This window comes from Pelagibius sp. (assembly GCF_965227505.1).
Lineage (GTDB): Bacteria > Pseudomonadota > Alphaproteobacteria > Kiloniellales > Kiloniellaceae > Pelagibius.
The window spans coordinates 4985018-5003980 of sequence record NZ_OZ245757.1 but is presented as its reverse complement, the minus strand read 5'-3'; the positions used below and the strand labels follow the sequence as shown (position 1 = coordinate 5003980).

The 18963-nt window shown below is 61.0% G+C and carries 7 protein-coding genes; 5 read left to right on the top strand and 2 right to left on the bottom strand.

From position 1 onward, the window contains the following. Positions 1-71 precede the first annotated feature (71 nt). Together ACO06P_RS23380 and ACO06P_RS23375 are read right to left on the bottom strand one after the other, a co-directional pair. Entirely contained in the window at positions 72-7694 is a 7623-nt protein-coding gene (locus ACO06P_RS23380; RefSeq protein ID WP_420347619.1) for an RHS repeat-associated core domain-containing protein, read from the bottom strand. A gap of 844 nt (positions 7695-8538) precedes the next feature. Then, positions 8539-9487 (bottom strand): IS630 family transposase gene (locus ACO06P_RS23375; protein ID WP_420347618.1). Its coding sequence is split into 2 segments (ribosomal slippage): positions 8539-8721 and positions 8723-9487, totalling 948 coding nucleotides; the frame shifts between segments, so codons are not numbered across the junction. Positions 9488-9915: 428 nt separating this feature from the next. Between ACO06P_RS23375 and ACO06P_RS23370 the strand changes: the two genes are divergently transcribed. Genes ACO06P_RS23370 through ACO06P_RS23350 form a run of 5 tightly spaced genes read left to right on the top strand, consistent with a single transcriptional unit; the run spans position 9916 to position 18957 of the window. Continuing rightward, on the top strand, positions 9916-10161 hold the full coding sequence (locus ACO06P_RS23370) for a type II toxin-antitoxin system Phd/YefM family antitoxin (RefSeq protein WP_420347617.1): 246 nt from the start codon (positions 9916-9918) through the stop codon (positions 10159-10161). Further along, positions 10158-13229: a BPTD_3080 family restriction endonuclease gene (locus ACO06P_RS23365; RefSeq protein ID WP_420347616.1), complete on the top strand. Its 3072-nt coding sequence runs from the start codon at positions 10158-10160 to the stop codon at positions 13227-13229. Before ACO06P_RS23370 ends, ACO06P_RS23365 begins: the two co-directional genes overlap by 4 nt. Next, positions 13229-16183, top strand: coding sequence for a site-specific DNA-methyltransferase (locus ACO06P_RS23360; protein WP_420347615.1), 2955 nt, complete (start codon positions 13229-13231; stop codon positions 16181-16183). Before ACO06P_RS23365 ends, ACO06P_RS23360 begins: the two co-directional genes overlap by 1 nt. Positions 16184-16207: 24 nt before the next feature. Then, the gene (locus ACO06P_RS23355; RefSeq protein WP_420347614.1) at positions 16208-16837 is read left to right on the top strand and encodes a hypothetical protein; all 630 of its coding nucleotides are present in this window, start codon (positions 16208-16210) and stop codon (positions 16835-16837) included. An 8-nt stretch (positions 16838-16845) separates the two neighbouring features. Continuing rightward, the gene (locus tag ACO06P_RS23350; RefSeq protein WP_420347613.1) at positions 16846-18957 is read left to right on the top strand and encodes a 3'-5' exonuclease; all 2112 of its coding nucleotides are present in this window, start codon (positions 16846-16848) and stop codon (positions 18955-18957) included. Positions 18958-18963 lie beyond the last annotated feature (6 nt).

The following is an 18963-nucleotide window of genomic DNA, read 5'->3' as shown; positions in this document are numbered from 1 at the left end:
TGCGATACCAGTTAGCAACGAACCAGCACCAATCAGAATACCTTTCATCGTTTCTCCAAACTCACATCAAGCTAGGGTCGGTATGAACGGCCTAGAGGTCCATGACTTTGCAATGTGGACTCTGGGAGCTCTGGGCCAAGTTGAGGCCCGTAGCGACATTGCCCGATTACATGAGCGGTGAAATTTCTACACTGGTTGTAAGGATGCCAAGCTCCCGTTGGTCGCCCAGGTCGAATTAGTTCGTTCACGCATTCTTCGCTCACATTTTGCATCGGCTCACAGGAAGCGTTGTCTGCTGCTGCTTGACCACTGTGGTCAACTGTCTGGGTCGGGTCATATGGCTTGTCGAAGTTCCCATCTTGGGCAGGCACCCCTCCTCGCATTCCGCCCATACCAGACTCATATCTGTCTGTCTTTATCCAATAGTGATCAAAATAACTGGCCGGGAAGGGTAAGTCAGCTGGCCGTCGACAAACTAGAACCTTTAGTCCAAGAGGGTCAATGAACCTCAGCGGGTTCCCCTCAACATACCCAAAGGTGTTGAGCCCACCCCTCAGCCCGATTGGGTCAGACTGGATGTATCTTCCCAGGGCCGGGTCGTAGTCGCGGAAATAGTTGTAGTGGAGGCCGCTTTCGGTGTCAGCGATCTGGCCGGTAAAGCGTAAGGGGTTCTGGCTGAAGCCGCCCGTCGCCACGGTCTGGCCGAAGGGCGTCTGGTCGCGCCACCAGAGGAGCTGCGCCCCGGCGTCGGTCATCGCCTGGGGCGTGCCCAGGTGGTCCGTGTGCAGGAAGGCGATGTCGGCCGTCCCTGCCGGGCCGCCGACGAAGCGGATCGCATCCGCCGCCACGCTGCCGTTGTCGTTGGCAGCAAGGGTGACCGTCGGGTTCAGCAGCGGATCGAACGAGTAGCTGCCCAGGTACTGCCAGAAGCCGCCGCCCACGCGCTGGTTGCGGGTGACCTCTGCCGTGCCGCCGTCGTGGACGATGCTGTAGCGCGCGTCCGTCGCCCGGGTCTCGTCCGAGGTCCATTTCGCGTAGACCTGATAGGCCTCCGCCGCCGGCAGCACCGGCGCCCAGGTGACGGCATCGGTGAGCGGCTCTGTCTTCACGATGTAAAGGGCATCGGCCACCACCACGCCGTTGGCGTCGTCCGACAGGGTAATGCCATAGGCGAGCCCGGCCTCCATGGCGAAGACGCCCAGCTCATTCCACTGCCGGCCGCGCTGGGCCTGGCTGACCGTCACCACCGTGGGGCCGCCGGTATGCTGGATGCTGTACTTGGCATCGGTGGCGTGGTCCGGCGCCTCCGGCCAGCGCGCGAAGACCCGGTAGTCCCCGCTCTCGGCCGGCGTGTAGGCCCAGGTGGCCGTGCGGACTTGGGAGGTGTCCGGCGTCAGGCGCACGGCGTCGGCCACCACGTTGCCGTTGGCCTGGTCGGTCAGCACGACCGAGCTGGACCCGTCGCCGGGAATAAGGTAGCTGCCCAGCGACGTCCAGACCCCGAGGCCGACCTGCTGATTCATGAAGACGGTGTCGCTGCCCAGCAGATGGTTCACGGTGAAGGGAGCGTCACTGGCGTTATTCGCATGGCTGATCCAGCGGGTCTCCAAGGTATAGAACTCGTCCTCCGGCACGTTCAGCGTCCAGGTGGCGCTGTTGGGCGGTGCATCTATCTTCTCAATGGCAATAGCATCAGCAACGACGAGGCCGTCTGCCTGGGTCGTCACCTCTATCTTGTGCCCGCTGTCGGGCGCAAACTCGAAGGTTCCTATGAAGTTCCAGGTACCGCTGGTTACCTGTTGGTTCACCTCCACCGTCGTGCTTCCGCCGTCATGATGGATGGTGAAGGGTGCGTTGGTCGCATGGTTCGACCAGGCGTGCCAGGTCCCATACACGTGGTACTGTCCCGCTTCGGGAATCTGGGGCGCCCAGGTTGCCACATGGGTGGGGGGCGGCGGTGGCGCGTCGACACTGACAAACTTCAGAGCATCGGCGACAACAAGGCCGTCGGCCTGGGTCGTCACCTCTACCCTGTGCCCGCTGTTGGGTGCGAACCCGAAGGTCCCTATGAAGTTCCAGGTTCCGCTCGTTGCCTGTTGGTTCACCTCCACCGTCGTACTGCCACCGGTGTGGTGAATGGTGAAGGGGGCATTGCTCGCATGGTTCGACCAAGCGTGCCAAGTTCCATAGACGTGGTATTGACCGCTTTCCGTGATCGTCGGCACCCATGTCGCAACATGGGTCGGCGCCGGCGGCGGATCAGCGGCATTGACGAACTTCACGGCATCCGCAACGACAACACCGTTTGCATTGTTGGTCAGCACAACCCTGTGATCGCTACCCGGATCCATTTGAAAGGTGCCGATCAGGTTCCAGCCGCCACTGGTGGTTCTCTGGTTGACTTCCACGAGCGTGCTGCCCCCAGCATGATGGATAGTAAAGGGCGCGTTGGTTGCGACGTTGAAGTATGACCGCCAAGTTGCATAGATGTGGTATTGGCCGCTTGCCGGAATAGTCGGCGTCCAAGTGGCGGTGCTGGTTTCAGGGGCTTCCGGCCACTGCCAATGATAATCTGAACCGAAGTAGCCACTGCCGTCGGAGGACGTGCCCCAGGGGCCGGTGAGCGTCATCGCAGTTGAGACGTTGTCGACCACCTCACCGTCGCCGGTCACATCCTGCGGCCACTGCCAGCGGACATCAGATCCCGTAAACCCGGTGCTGTTTGAGAAGAACCCCCAGTCGCCGATCACCGAGAATCCGGGATCGACATTGTCAATCACTTCACCGTCGCCGGTGGCGTTCTGCGGCCACTGCCAACGGACATCGGATCCCGTAAACCCAGTACTGTTTGAGAAGAACCCCCAGTCGCCGATCACGGAGAATCCGGGGTCGACATTGTCTGTAATGACGCTCTCAGGGGACAGTCCGTTTTCCTCTCTCCAGAGGTAGTTGGGTCCGCTGTGGCCGCCGAGGGTGCGGCTGGCGGTATTCCAATCTCCATACACAGTGACGTCGGGGTCGAGGTTGTCGACCTCCAGCGTCGGGGCGAAGGGCCCGCTGGCGCTGCGGCTCTGGTAGTTCGTGCCCTCGAAGCCCGGCAGGGCGCTGGCTTCCGGCCAGAGGCCGGTGGTGGAGAAGTCGGGCGAAGCGTTGTCCAGCACCGTCCCGCCGGCGGGCACCGGGTCGGCGCCCGGGTGGACAAGGTAGTCGGCGCCCTCGTGGCCCGGCAGAGTTGTCTCCGCCGACCAGTTGCCGAGGGCAATGGCGTCCGGGCTGTCGTTGTCCAGGCTCTGGTCGCTCTGGGCCCCGCCTCCGCCGCCCAGCGGCTCGATCTGCGCGATGGGCAGGCCGTCGAGGTAGATGTAGCTGCGCTGGAAGGCGCCGAGTTCGTCGCTCTCGCCCAGCAGTTGGCCGCCCTGGCCATAGTGGAAGTGGGTGATGGCGTTGGTCGCCAGCAGCTCCTTGGAGACACGCTCACCGAAGGCGTTGTGGCGGTAGTCGGTCTCCGCAAACCCGGCGACCTGGAGCTGCACCAGGCGGTCGCTGTCGTCGTAGACAAAGCCCAGGTCGTCGCTCAAGCCCCGGTCGTCGCCGGTGATCTGGCCACTGGCGCTATAGCCGAAGCCCTGGGTGGTCACCCCGTCGCTCAAGGTCAGCAGCCGGTTGCTGGCGGTGTCGTAGGTATAGGTCTCGGTCAGCAGGCCGGCCATATCGTCGATGGTCCGGCTGGTCCGGTTGCCGACGGCGTCATAGCCGTAGTCGATGGTGCCGTAGAGCCCGATCGCCTGGGTCAGGCGGTAGAGGTCGTCATACTGGAAACTCTGGCTGCGGCTGGCGTCCAGCGCATCGGTGATGGCGGTGATGTTGTCGGCGTTGTCGTAGGCGAGGGTCAGATCCTGCACCGAGGTGACGCCATCGCCGGCGACGATGCCGGTCAGGCGGTAGTCTTGGTCGTAGAGGTAGTCAAGGGCGACGCCGTTGCCGAAGGTGAGCCCCGAGACCGGCCCGAAGGGCTCGTAGACGATGTCCGAGGCGACGACCACCGGCGCCGCCGCCGCGCCGGCCTGGGCCAGGACCGAAGTGGCCCGGCCCAGTGCGTCGCGCCCGTAGCTGACGATGCGGCCGTCCGGATAGACGATCCGCAGGAGATTGCCGGCGACGTCATAGTCATAGCTTGTGACATAGGCCACCCCACCAATGGTGCGGCTTTCCTCCACCAGGTGGCCGTAGTCGTCGTAGGTGAGACTGGTCGAGCCGGTGCGATCAGTGACACCCGTCAGGCGGCCGATGCCGCGGTTGCCGAGGGTGGCGTCGTCGTAGCTGTAGGTGACGTCCTCCGCCGGGGCGGCCGGATAGCTGCGGGTCAGTGGCCGGTCCAGCGCATCGTAGGTGAAGGCCGTCACCACACCGCGGGCATCGGTCTGGGAGAGCACGTTGCCGGCCGGATCGAGGGTGAAGACCGTCGTCCCGGTGTCCGGGCTCTCCAGCTGAATGACCTCGCCGAAACCGTTGTAGGTGTAGGTGGTCACCAGTCCACGCGGGTCGGTGACGGTGACCAGGTTGTCCTGGGCGTCGTAGCCGTAGCCGGTGATGCCGTTCAGCGGATCGGTCATCTGGACCAGCCGGTCCAGGGAGTCGAAGGCCTGGGTCGTCGGGCCGTTCAGCGGATCGGTGATCGATGTCAGGTTGCTGTTGAGGTCGTAGCCGAAGGTGGTCGTCTGGGTAGCGGCGCCGACCTGTTGCAGCAGGCGCCCGAGCTCATCGAAGACCCGGGTCTGGCTGCGCACGATGGCCCCGGTATCGGAGCGCAGAACCTCGCCCGTCACATTGCCCATGGCATCCAGCGTGTACTCGATGCGCTCACCCTGCGCGTTGGTGATGGCGGTCAGGCGCTGGGCGGCATCGTACTCGTAAAGGAGCTGCTGGCCGTCCGGCTGGGTGACTGAGGTCATCAGGCCAGCGGCGTCGTAGACGAAGGTGGTGACGGCATCGCCGGCCGCCCCCTTGACCCGGCTGCTCACGAGGCGCCCGCGCGGATCGTAGGCCAGTTCGGTCTCGATGCCGTTCTCATTGAGCAGGGTCAGCGGCAGGCCGCGGCCGTCCCGCGCGGTGATGCTGGAGGCATGACCCAGTGCGTTGGTGACCGTCTCCAGTTCACCCACCGCGTCGTAGGTGAAGCCGACCGTATCGACCACGTCACCGCGCGGTCCGTCGAGGGACACAAGCTGGCGCGGGAGCGGCAGTTGGGGGATATCCGCAAAGCCGAGGCTCGCGGACACGTAGTCGAAGTAAGCACGGAACCCGCGAAGCTTGACCCTCACACTTCTCGTTCCAGCCGGCAGCATCGCCGTCAGACGGCGCTCCATCCAAGTCGTTGGTGCAAGGAGTGTCGACTCGACCGGGGCGCCGATAACGTAGCCTGATGCATCAACAAACTCGAGGATCGCCTGGCCCGTGTGCGTGCCGGCGGCGGCCCCCTGCCACCAGGAGACATCAACCCAACGATCACCGCTGTCTACAGCAGCCAATTGGTCGCCTGGAACAGGCAGATCCTGATACAGGCTTCCCGAGTTACTCGCCCCGGGCCAGAAAAAGTGGTCACCCTGGGCCGGCCCGGGCGAACAAGCGCAGGCTTCGAAGTTGCCGGACTCGACTGTCCAGCCCGACAGGTCCCCGGTCTCTGCATCCCAGTTCAGAACGGACAGATTGAGCTTCGAGGGCGGGCGCGCAATCAGGTCAAGCGACAGCTCATCAAAGTACGCGTCGTTGCTGGTGCCCCCATTGCGAATGGCCCGAAGCTCGACTTGCACCGCACGGGTCGATGGCGGGGCCTCGAGCACAAGGCTCCTCGAAGCCCAAGCGGCCCCGCGGAACCGCAGGTACTCATAGCTGCTGCCGATGACCTGATCCGCGGCATCGAGAAACCGCACGACAACGGCTCCTTGGTCATTGCCGTTATAGGACCGCTGCGTCCACGTGAGCCGGATAGCCCTCTGATCGCTGTCGACCTCGCTCCAATTGCCCGAGGGAATGGCCACATCCTGGTGCATACGGCTGGCAGGCACAGCCTCGCCGCCATAGAAGTAGTAGCTGCCCTGGCTTGGCGAGGGATCTGCGGAGCGCACGGTGAACGCACCCTCCGTGACCGTCCAGCCGGTTGTATCGCCGGTCTCCGCGTCCGCGTTGACCAGCGTCAGCAGCACGTCCGGCAAGGGCGGTGGCGTGCCGGGCGCCGCACCGCCGTCGCTGTAGGTGAAATCCCAGGTCCGGGTCTGGCCATTGGTCGAGTAAGGCACGACGTGGCTCGTGGTGTCCGTCACCGTCCGTTCGGTCAGCAGGCCGTCGTTGTCGTACGTGAGATCTGTCGTCTGGCGCGGCGCGACGATCTGGGTCGGCAGCCGGAAGTCGTTGTGCCAGATCGTGGTGGTGGTCCGCTCCTCCGGCATTCCCACCGCCTCGGTCAGGCTGGTGAGCAGCCCGCGGTCATTGTGGACATAGTCCGTGACGTTGCCTTCCCAGTCCGTCGTGCTGGCAAGAAAGCCGTTGGCGTCGTAGGCGTAGTCTGCATTGGCCGCCAGGCAGTTGGCGCTGGCATGCCCCTCGACCTGGGAGACCTTCGGGCCCCCGTTGATGGTGGTGAAATGGTAGGTTGTCTGCTTGCCGAGCGGGTTGGTGACGGTCCGCGACCCATCGGGGTTGTAGGCAACATCGAAGGCATCGACGCCCCCGGCATGGACGCTGGAGATCGCCCGGCCTTCGTTGTCGTAGGCCCAGCTCGCATAGCGCTCGCCGGTTTCGTCGATCAGGCCGGTCAGCGCAACCGGAAAAGCCGGGTCCTCATAGAGGTATTGGACGCGCGGGTTGTCGTCCTCATCCAGCGGCGTGCCGTCCGGGTAGGTGACTTCTTCCAGAAGGGTCTTGGGCTGGGCGATGTAGTCGAACAGCTTCCTGTAGCGATAGACGGTCTTCCGGCCTTCACTGTCCGTCACCGACACCAGCATGCCTTGCGCGTTGTAGGCAAAGCTTAGCCGGCGCCCATGGGAATCGTGGACCAGTGAGAGCCTGCTTCCAGGCCCGAAGTGCTCCAGGGCCTGCTGGTACCCGTCTCTTTCGGTGATGCTGAGGAGACGGCCACTGCTGTCGTAGGTCTCGCTGCGGTCGCGCTTGTCCTTGAGTTCCCAGTGATCGCCCACCTGCGTGAGGGTAAAGAGGACGTCGCTGGCCGGCAGCCACTCGGAGCCGACCTTGTTGAAGGTCAGGATCTTGCCGTCCTTGGCGTGATAGACGATCTGCGCGTTGCCGATGAAGAACAGCCTCCGGTCGAAGCTGTGACGCCAGCCTGGCCCGAGCGAGGTCGTCACCTTGCTTTGGCTGTTGTAGTAGCGCGTGAACGTCAGGCTGTGGGCGCTTGCGGTCTCGAAGTCCGTGACCGCCTGGAACTTGTTGCCCGAGATTACCGATATGGGGTTGCCGGCCGACGGCAGAGCGTCGTTGGACCCATTGCTGCAGGACTGTCCAATCAGACGTTCCGGTGAACTCAGCTGACAGCCTGACCCAGTATTCCCATTGACTTCATAGCCGGGGGGGCAGCTGGGGGTCGTCAAATCCTGATAGTAGAGCAGGACGTTAGTAAACTTGATGTGGCAGTCGTACCGATAGGTGTTTCCCTGGCCGTCATACTTGGGCTCGATCATGTAAACGTAGGCATACTCAGGGCTGCGGAAATGCCGCCGGTCCTCGCAAGCTTCTTCTACGGTTGGGTACGTGTCATACCAACCCGACCAGCCCGCCGTCGCCGCTTTGCTGCCGGCGCAAAGCGCCAGGACGACAACGAAAAAAGCCGCGAGCGCAACGCCTAGCTGCCGGACTCTCCGTGTTCTGCCGTGCAGATCAAGCATTTCCAGCCCCCCAATTGAGCCCCGAAGTCCAGGCAGACGTCTCCCGTTCCGGCCCGTCAGGCCGGCGTCAGAACGCGATGATGATGATCAGGTGGAGTGTCCCGTCAGGGTCCGCGTGTACGCCGCATCGTGTTTCCCCCACTACTGCGCGTCCTCGCAGGAAAAGGAAAATCGCTTCCGACAGGCGAATACGCGCTAAGGGTATAAAGCCTACGGGTATTCCCGCAGAGGTTCAATTGGCAGATTGATTATTTACCCGCGGCCACCAGCATGAAGTGCAGGCGCCGGCACAGCGCCGGCCAGCAAACACCGTGCCTGCAACACACCAGCGGCTGCCATGCGCAGCTCCCCGGCCGCAAGAGAAGACTGCTGGTATCGAGCGCGCCGCTCCAGAACTCTTCCAGACCGGGATCGCTGCACCCGATTTGAACCTCACAATGTGCAGACGGAAGAAGGCTCATAGCACCGCTTGCCGTAAGCGCTCTACAAGGCCGGTTTTGCTGATGTCTGAGCGGTCATTCCATGTTTACTCAGACTGGCGCGAACCGGATTGACTTGGACCGAATTGGCTGTGGTTGCGGGGGCCCGCAACCACCGAGACCGACATTCGCTTGCTGCTCCGATCTAGAGCATTTTCCGGTCATTCGGGTTGATAGCCAGTAGCGGTGAAGAAGTTCCGGCATTCGTCGGGTTTGAAGACATCGACGGCTTGAGTGATCGCGGCCCAGAGATCGTCGACGGTTCGGGCGGCGATGCGCTTGAGGAAGGCCTTGAACTTGGCAAAGGCCATTTCGATGGGGTTGAAGTCTGGACTGTAGGGGGGGCAGGAAGCGCAGCTCGGCGCCAGCCTTCTCGATGGCGTTGCGGACCGCAACCGGTTTGTCGGCGGGCAGATTGTCCATGATGACGATGTCGCCGGGCTTGAGGGTCGGGACCAGATCCTGCTCCACATAGGCGAGGAAGGCCGCGCCGTGCATGGCGCCGTCGAGCACCATGGGGGCAGTCATGCCCTCGAGCTTGAGCGCGCCGACGAAGATGGTGGTCTTCCAGTGCCCGTGCGGAACCGAGGCGCGGCAGCGGCTGCCGCGCGGTGAGCGGCCGTATCGCCGCGCCATCTTGGTCGAGGCCCCGGTCTCGTCGATGAAGACCAGGCGCTCGGGGTCGAGATCGGGCTGGGCCGCAAACCAGGCCCGACGCCGGCGGGCGACGTCAGGCCGCGCTTGCTCGCTGGCGTGCGCCTTTTTTTTGAGCGTGACGGCGTGCCGCTTGAAGAAGCGCCACACCGTGCTCAGTGCCACCCGCAGCCCATGCACCCGCTCCAGATGCTCCGCAATCTCCGTCAGCGTCAGGTCCGGCTTGTCATCAACCAGCGCCAGGATCTCTTCGGCGTGGGCCTCGATCCGGTGCGAGCGTTTGTCACCGCCCTGAGGCCGCGGCTCGATATGGCCCATCCGGCGCCACTGCTGCTTCCATTTGATCGCTGTCGATGGCGCAACACCGAAACGCTCTGCCGCCGCCCGCCGCGTCATCCCGCCATCTACCGCGGCAACCAAGCGCTGCCGCAAATCATTGGAAAGAGGTCTCGTCATACAGGCTGGCCTCCCTCTCCAGCCCGTATCTTGAATCAGAACTCCCAGAAAAACGGAGTCCCCAAAGACTCTAACCGAACAGAAATTGCTCTAGTGGGCACGCACCTTGAAACCAAGAGTATTAAATAATATCAATATCTTACACTACATTACCCTGCTCATCTGAGGGGCATTGTGCGTTTGGATGTCATATAAATACGAACAGAAATCAGATTCAGGCCAGCTTCGAGAAGCGATCTCAGTTGCCCTAAGATGACGCCCAGGCGTTTTCGTAGTGGCCGCAAGTGGCCTAACACCTATCGCTCTCACACAACTGCGGGTGCAAGAGTTCGCCGCCAACTGACGCGAGGGGTCCGTTAGAAAATCAACCCTTGCGTAATCAAGCCCCTATTGGACAAAGTAGACCAAATGGCTCTTTGGGATTCGCCATGAAATCGATGTCCGCGAAGGAAGCCAAGAATGGCTTCGGTTTGCTCTTGGATACCGCCCGGGCGGAACCCGTCATGATTGAGAAGCATGGCCGGCCGGTCGTCGTGGTCCTTTCAACTGAGGAATACGAGCGGCTGTTGAGCCGGTCATTTCGCAGAAAAGAAGGTTCGATCAATAGCGCTGACGTTGACAGTGGTGGGCAAGAATCAAAACGGAACAGAATTGGAAAAGCACAGGCGAGATGACTGAGACGTTTTACGAACAGCCAATTCTGAACTCGCCCTATGCAGAACCGACGCGACATCATGCGTTGGACGAAGAAGGCCAGCCCACTGACAATCCTCCGGTTAGCGGGCGCCGCCGCTCGGAACGAATCTCTCCCGTTCCCAGGTCGAGAAAGCAACGAGCCAGGTCCGACAGAAATCAGAAGACGCTGGACCTGAATGCCGATGACGGCATTTCGACGGAGGAGCAGGAATACGGCAGGCCGATCATCAACGAAATCAGGTCTCGCGTCGCCGCCTGGCGCAGGCTGCCGAGCCAGACCGATTGGGGCGTGACGCCTGCCACAGCCCGCCTGTTGCAGCATTGGCGGCACCATGATTTTCAGGGCGTTCGCCCCTTCTTCTGCCAGGTCGAAGCGGTCGAAACGATCATATGGCTCGCGGAGGTTGCCCGGAATCAAAGGGCCCACAAGCGCTTTTGGAACCATATCCAGGGCGCGAATCAGCAAGCCAATCCTGAGTTGATCCGCCTTGCCATGAAAATGGCGACCGGCGCCGGCAAGACGACCGTGATGGCCATGCTGATGGCGTGGCAGACCGTCAATGCGGTCCGTTCGCCAACCAGCAAGCTTTTCACGCGCGGGTTCTTGATCGTGACGCCGGGGATCACGATCCGCGACCGGCTGCGTGTATTGCAGCCCAACGATCCGGACAGCTACTACAAGACCCGCGAACTCGTCCCCGCTGACATGCTGGAGGACATCAACAAAGCGAAGATCGTCATCACGAATTATCACGCCTTTCAGCTTCGCGAGCTGATGAACACCAACAAGGTCGGCAAGTCCCTGCTGCAGGGCCGCGGCGACGCACTCAAAACCCAGGAGACCGAAGGCCAGATGGTTCGCCGGGTCGCCGAAGAGCTGATGGGGCTGAAGAACATTGTCGTCATCAATGATGAGGCCCATCACTGCTACCGAGAAAAGCCGGGCAATGAAGATCTTGCCGGACTCAAAGGCGATGAGAAGAAAGAGGCCGAGGCGGAGAACAAGGCCGCCCGCCTCTGGGTCAACGGGATCGAGGCGTTCAAGCGCAAACTCGGCGTCCGCGCCGTCTACGATCTTTCCGCGACACCGTTCTTTCTTTCCGGTTCAGGCTGGGCGGAGGGAACGCTTTTTCCCTGGACCGTCAGCGACTTCTCCCTCATCGACGCCATCGAATGTGGAATCGTGAAGCTGCCGCGCGTGCCGGTCGCCGACAACATTCCCGGCGCCGACGTGCCGATTTTCCGTGATCTTTGGCAACACATCGGCAAGGACATGCCGAAAAAGGGGAAACTGACAGGCGACCCGCTCGCCATTCCCGACAAACTCAAGACCGCTCTTTACGCGCTCTACAAGCACTATGAGGAAACGTTCGAGAAGTGGGAGCGCGCGGGCATTGAAACCCCGCCCGTCTTCATCGTCGTCTGCAACAACACCTCAACATCGAAGCTTGTCTACGAGTGGATTTCGGGCTGGCAGCGGCCCAATGAGGATGGCGAAGACGTCTTCGAGCATAACGGCCACCTGAAACTGTTCCGTAATTTCGACGAACATGGCAACCGCTTTCCGCGGCCCAGTACGCTCCTGATCGACAGCCACCAGATCGAATCCGGCGGCACGATCGACAAAGCCTTCCGCGACATGGCCGCGCTCGAAATCGAGCAATTCAAGCGCGAGAAGATTCAGCGTTCCGGTGCCGGCGATAACGGCGAAATCTCCGACGCTGAACTTCTCCGTGAAGTGATGAACACGGTCGGCAAGAAGGACCGGCTCGGCGAACAGGTCCGCTGCGTCGTTTCCGTTTCCATGCTCGCGGAAGGCTGGGACGCCAATACCGTCACCCACATCCTCGGCATCCGGGCCTTCGGCACCCAGCTTCTGTGCGAGCAGGTCGTCGGGCGCGCGCTACGGCGGCTGAACTATGATCCCGTCGATCCCTCATTGCCCCCGTCCGAATGGAAGTTCGATACCGAATATGCCGATATCATGGGCATTCCGTTCGACTTTACGGCCAAGCCGCAAGTGGCGCCCGTCAAGCCGCCGAAGAAGACGACGCGCGTGCAGGCCGTCAAAGAGCGTGCGACGCTTGAAATTGTCTTCCCGCGCGTGACCGGCTACCGCGTGGATTTGCCGGAAGAGCGGCTGAGGGCGAATTTCACCGAGGACTCGAAATTCGTCCTGACCCCGGAAATGGTCGGCCCGGGCCAGACTCTGATGGAAGGGATCGTCGGCGAAGGGGTGATGATCTCGGCGGCCGAGGCGCAGGCGAAGCGGCCGAGCACCATCGCCTTCGATCTCGCCAAGCACCTTCTCTACAAGTATTTCAAGGACGAAGACGGCGAGCCCAAGCTTCATCTCTTCGGGCAGGTCAAGCGCATCGCCCGGCAGTGGATCGATGAAGGTTATCTGATCTGCAAGGGCGACACCGGAAAATGGATGCTCGAATATCTCGATATCGCCAATCAGGCTTCGGAGCGCATCTATAACGCCATCGTCAATTCCATCGGCGACAAACAAAAGGTGAAGGCCGTCCTCGATCCCTATAACCCCAAATCGTCGACGACCCATGTCGGCTTTTCGACCACCAAGGATTTGTGGACGACGGCGCCGAACAAGTGCCACATCAACTATGTGGCGCTCGACAGCGATTGGGAGGCCGAGTTCGCCCGCGTCGCCGAACAGCACCCGCGCGTCATATGCTATGTGAAGAATCAGGGCCTGGGGCTGGAGGTTCCGTATAAGGACGGCTCAACGGCTCGCACCTACATTCCCGATTTCATTGTCCGGGTCGATGACGGCCAGGGGGCCGACGATCCGCTTCATCTCGTGGTCGAGGTGAAGGGATACCGGCGTGAAAACGTGAAGCTCAAATCGGAGACCATGCGCACTCAATGGGTGCCCGGCGTCAACAATCTGGGCGTCTATGGCCGCTGGGCCTTCGAGGAGTTCAACGACATTTACGAGATCGACAGGGAGTTCAAGGCGCTGATCGACCGTGTGGTCGACGAACACGACGAAAGCGCGCTGAACGAAGCGGGGGCGGCCTGATGGCGAGAAGAACGAAAAGGGGACCCAAGCAGGTCGAGGCGCTGAAGCATGACGAGGCGAAGCGCAAGAACATTCCGACGGCGGAGTTGCAATCGGCGGCGCAGCGGGCCGAAGAGATCAGTCCGTTCGAGCCCGTCACCTATCTGCGCCAGGACCCCCTGCCCAAGGGCGAGAAACGCCCGCGCGACCCGGACCTCGACCCGCAGATCGTCTGGAAAGGCGCGACACTGCGTTTGAGTCCGGACCAGATCGCGGAACTCAGTGAAACCGGCCGACTTGAGATCGGCGATGCGCAGCTCGTCTGGCGCGGCAAGGACCAACAGGATTGGTCAGACCTCGTGGTGCAGGCGCCGCCCCTCTACATCCAGGAGAAGGTCCACCCGAAGGCGATCATCGAGGACTTGAAACACCAGACCAAGGATCGGCGGGAGGCCGAAACCGACGTACCCGACCTCTTCGCCGACTTCAATGGCATTGACCCCGAAGCCAAGACCGAATTCTACCAGCATGATCAGAACTGGCAGAACCGCATGATCCTAGGCGACAGCCTCCAGGTCATGGCCAGTCTTGCCGAGCGTGAAGGCCTGCGCGGCCAGGTCCAGTGCATCTATTTCGACCCGCCCTATGGGATCAAATTCAATTCCAATTGGCAGGTGTCAACGCGCTCGCGCGATGTGAAGGACGGCAAACTCGACCAGATCACGCGGGAGCCTGAGCAGGTCAAAGCCTTCCGCGACACCTGGAAAGACGGCATTCATTCATACCTCACCTATCTGCGTGATCGTCTGACGGCGATGCGTGATTTGCTGACGGAAAGCGGGAGCATTTTTGTCCAAATCGGGGATGAGAATGTACACCGTGTTCGGGCACTTATGGATGAAGTGTTCGGGGAGGAAAACTTTTGTTCGCTCATCACGTTTGTCAAGACTAGTGGGCAGACCGATAAGCTTATGCCTTCGGTTTCAGATTATTTGCTTTGGTTTGCTAGAGACAAATCAAAAGCAAAGTATCGACGCCCCGTCATTTTAAGAAGCCTAGTTGATGCTGCGGATGGAGCATACCGCAGGGTCGCTCTTCCAAATGGTGAGAAACGAACTCTTTCGAAAGAGGAACGGGATGACCTTACCAAGATTCCCGATGGCTCGAAGATTTATCGCCAGCAGATACTTACGAGCCAAAGCCCAGGCACACGGTACATAGTGAACTTTCAAGGCAACGCAGTTGGGCCGTCAACAGGCTATTGGAAGACACAAGAATCCTCGATGCCGCGTCTTATCAAAGCTGACCGTGTCGAAGCTGGCGGAAAGACATTGAGTTACACGCGATATGCGGATGACTACCCCGTGCTGCCGATCAACAATTTCTGGAGTGATACCGGTTGGACCCTCGGAGCTGACAAAGCTTATGTAGTCCAAACAGGCACGAAAATCGTGCAGCGATGTATTCTCATGGCTACCGATCCAGGTGACCTTGTGCTCGACCCGACCTGCGGTTCAGGCACGACGGCGACGGTTGCGGAGCAATGGGGCCGGCGCTGGATAACCATCGACACATCACGTGTTGCCCTGGCGTTGGCCCGCGCCCGACTCATGGGCGCGCGCTTTCCATATTACCTTCTTGCGGACACCGAGGACGGGAAACGCAAAGAAGCCGATCTGACAGGAAGGCCACCGTCAGATGCACCAGTGCGCGGCGATCTTCGCCAAGGTTTCGTCTATGAGCGGGCCCCTCATATCACACTCAAGTCGATCGCCAACAACGCAGAAATCGATGTCATTTGGGAGATCTACCAGCAAAAGCTCGAACCCCTTCGGGAGCGCCTGAACGCCGCTGTCGGCAAATCCTGGGAGGAGTGGGAAATCCCGCGCGAGGCCGAAGACGGCTGGTCGGCCGCAGCCAAGAAGACCCATGCGGACTGGTGGACGCTTCGCATCGCCCGGCAACAAGAAATCGACAAATCCATCGCGCAGAAGGCGGATGTAGAGCTTCTCTATGATCGTCCCTATGAAGACACGTCGAAGGTCCGCGTCAGCGGTCCCTTTACCGTCGAAAGCCTGTCGCCCCACCGGGTGGTGCCCGCTGACGAAGCCGAGCTGATCGAAGAGCTCGACGCTGCGGAGGGCAAGCGGGAGCGCGCGCATGCGCCGCTCAACGACTTCACCACCATGGTTCTCGAAAACCTCAAATCCGCCGGCGTGCACCAGGCGGCCAAGGACGACCGGATCACCTTCACGGCTCTCGAGGGTTGGCCAGGCGGGTACATCGCCGCCGAGGGACATTTCATGGAAGGCGAGCAAGAGGCGGGGAGCGCCAAAGGCGCGACAGGGACACAAGGGGAAAAACGCGCCGCCATCTTCATCGGCCCCGAATTCGGCACAGTCACGCGCGCCGATCTGACGGCGGCGGCGCGCGAGGCGCTCGACGCGCGTTTCGATGCGCTCATCGCCTGCGGGTTCAATTTCGATGCCCATACGTCGGAACTCACCAAGCTCGGCCCGCTGCCGATCCTGAAGGCCAAGATGAACCCCGACCTGCATATGTCGGAGGAACTGAAAAACACCGGCGCGGGGAATCTCTTCGTCGTCTTCGGCGAGCCTGATATTGAGTGGCGTTTCGATGACGATGGCAACATCGTCGTCGAAGTGCTGGGCGTCGACGTGTTCGATCCCAAGACCGGCGAGGTCCGCGCCAGCGGCAAGGACGATATCGCCGCCTGGTTCATCGACACCGACTATAACGAGGAAAGCTTCTTCGTCCGCCACGCCTATTTCATGGGTGCGAGCGATCCCTACAAGGCGCTCAAGACCAGCCTGAAGGCGGAGATCGATAAAGAGGCCTGGGAAACGCTCTACCGCGATACGTCGCGCCCCTTCGCGCGCCCTTCGACCGGCCGCTTCGCCGTCAAGGTCATCAACCATTTCGGCGACGAGGTGATGAAGGTTTTTGCGGTCTAAGGCGACGAGACGAATGAGGGCCTTATGCTAAGATTGGAAATAGAGGGGCGTTGGGAACCGGAAGACTTCATTGAAGTCCTGAAAGGTATTGAGTCGCTATACTATAAAGCCGCCCTCGGCCGCCGGTTCCCTTATGAACCGCCCTTTTTCTGGTTCGAGCGTTCGAGTCCTGCTTTCTCATTTGATGAGCATCTGAGTCTTTCCAACGACTGGTTGTTAGCCCAGGCGCGAACGACCGCGCAGTCTTACAGAAGGCTTCGCGTCGCCCGAATTGATTACGCATCTCCCGGTGGGATCGACCTCGTCGGCCTTGGCGAAGCTTGCAAGGCGCTGGAAGGCATCATCGATCGTCTCATCAAGTATTTTACGGAGCGCGAACTCCGGCGAGAGCGCGACAAACAGGCGAAAGTCGAAACGGCACTTAAAGAGACAGAGCTTGAGAAGGAGCAGGAGACCTTACGTGCGCTGAAACTGGAAAACGCGCGAACAATCCTGACGCTGCGTCGAGACTTTCCAGAAGTACCTGAAGACGTGCTTCTCGCTCTCATCGCTCAAGACCAGGACAAACTCATTCCTCGGATAGCTGAACGAAAGATCGTTCGAGTTAGAACAATAGATAGCGAACCACCCGAGGACGACGAGGTGGCGCAGTGAAGTTCTGCATGGCGGACAGCTTTATCAAGGCGCTGAGTAAGCTGAGCGCGCAGGAGCAGTCTGCGGTGAAGATCACTGTCTTCGACCTGCAGCAGAACCCGTCCGCGCCCGGACTGCAATTCCATCGCATCGACAAATCAAAAGACCCCAGTTTCTGGTCGATCCGCGCCAATCGCGACATCCGCGTGATTGTCCATAAGACCGCCGACAGCTTTCTGGTCTGCTACACCGACCACCATGATGATGCCTACAAATGGGCCGAACGCCGGCGCATCGAGACGCACCCGAAGACCGGCGCCGCTCAAATCGTCGAGGTGCGCGAGCGGGTCGAGGAAATCGCGGTGCCCGTCTACGCCACGCCGGAACCGCAAGTGGCGGCGGCAGCCGAGGCGCCCGTACATTTCCAAGCGCCGCTGTTCCTGAAATTGTCGAAGGACGATTTGCTCGGCGTCGGCGTGCCCAAAGACTGGGTGGACGACGTTCTCAACGCGTCCGAGGACAGCTTCTTCGACATGACCGACCACATACCGGCCGAGGCGGCGGAAGCCCTACTCGATTATGCGGCCACCGGCATATTGCAGAGGCCCGGTGCAGTCGAGCCCGGTGCAAGCCCCTTCGATCACCCCGATGCGCAGCGCCGGTTCCGCGTCCTCGACGACGTGGAGAAGCTGGAGCGCGCGCTCGCTTATCCATGGGATCAGTGGACAGTCTTCCTTCATCCCTCCCAGCGACGCGTGGTGAACCAGGAGTTTAACGGCCCGGCCCGCGTCTCCGGCTCCGCGGGGACTGGGAAAACCGTCGTCGCGCTGCACCGTACCGCCGCCGTTTTGAAGAGGGACAACCGGGCCAAAGTTCTTCTGACGACATTCTCCTCCCCTCTCGCCAATACGCTTGAGCACAAGCTCCGCATGTTGACCGGAAACAACGGGGCGAACCCGTCGAACGTGACCATCCTGCCGTTCGAGGGCGTCGCCCGAGATCTGTTCACCCTGGCTTTCGGACACGCGCCGCGCGCCGCGTCCAGGGAACAAGTGAAGAGAGCGCTCGACGCCGCCGTGAAGGAACTCGGGCTTGCCGAATTCACCTCCCGGTTTTTGCTTTCTGAGTGGACCAGTGTCGTCGATGCCTGGCAGATCGACTCGTTGGACGCCTACGCGCAAGTGCCGCGCCTAGGGCGCAAGAACCGGATGGGCTCGAAACAGAGGGAGCGCGTATGGCCTATCTTTGTACGTGCGCGAGAACTGCTGGAGTCTCAGGGTTTGAACTCCTGGTCCGGGATCTTCGCGAAGGTGACGGCGCATTACGCCGAGCGGGACCACAAACCATTCTCCCATATCATCGTGGACGAGGCGCAGGATTTGGGCGTGCCCGAACTTCGGATGCTTGCTGCCATTGCGGATCAGACTCCAGACGCGTTGTTTTTCGCCGGCGACCTTGGTCAGCGCATCTTCAAGGAACCCTTTTCGTGGAAGGCCTTGGGCGTCGATATTCGGGGGCGGTCGCACACCCTCAAGGTCAACTACCGCACCTCTCATCAAATCCGCCAAACGGTCGACAGGCTTTTGCCGCCGCTGGTGCGCGATGTGGACGGTAATGAGGAAGACAGAAGGGGGACCGTCTCAGTCTTCAACGGGCCAGACCCCGGGATTCGAGTTTTCAAGGACAGCAAGCAGGAGATCGATGGCCTCGCCCTCTGGGTTCATGAGGCCGTCGAAGACGGCATCGAACCGGGCGAGATCGGTGTTTTCGTTCGCAGCACGGAGGAACTGCCGCGGGCGCGGGCGGTCGTAAAGAACGCCGCTCAGACACCCTTGGAGCTGTCCGACCGCGCGGAGGAACGCGAGGGACGCATTTCCATCGGCACGATGCACCTCGCTAAAGGGCTTGAGTTCAAGGCCGTGGTTGTCATGGCTTGTGACGATGACGTTCTGCCTTTGCAAGACCGCATCGAAACAGTCGCCGACGAAGCCGAGCTCGACGAAGTGTACGAGACGGAGCGGCACCTGTTCTATGTGGCCTGCACGCGCGCGAGAGACCGACTCCTAGTTTCAGGCGTCGAGCCAGCGTCGGAGTTTTTCGCTGATTTGGAGAGTTCTGCTTGCTCCCAGGTAATGGCCTGAAAGGAG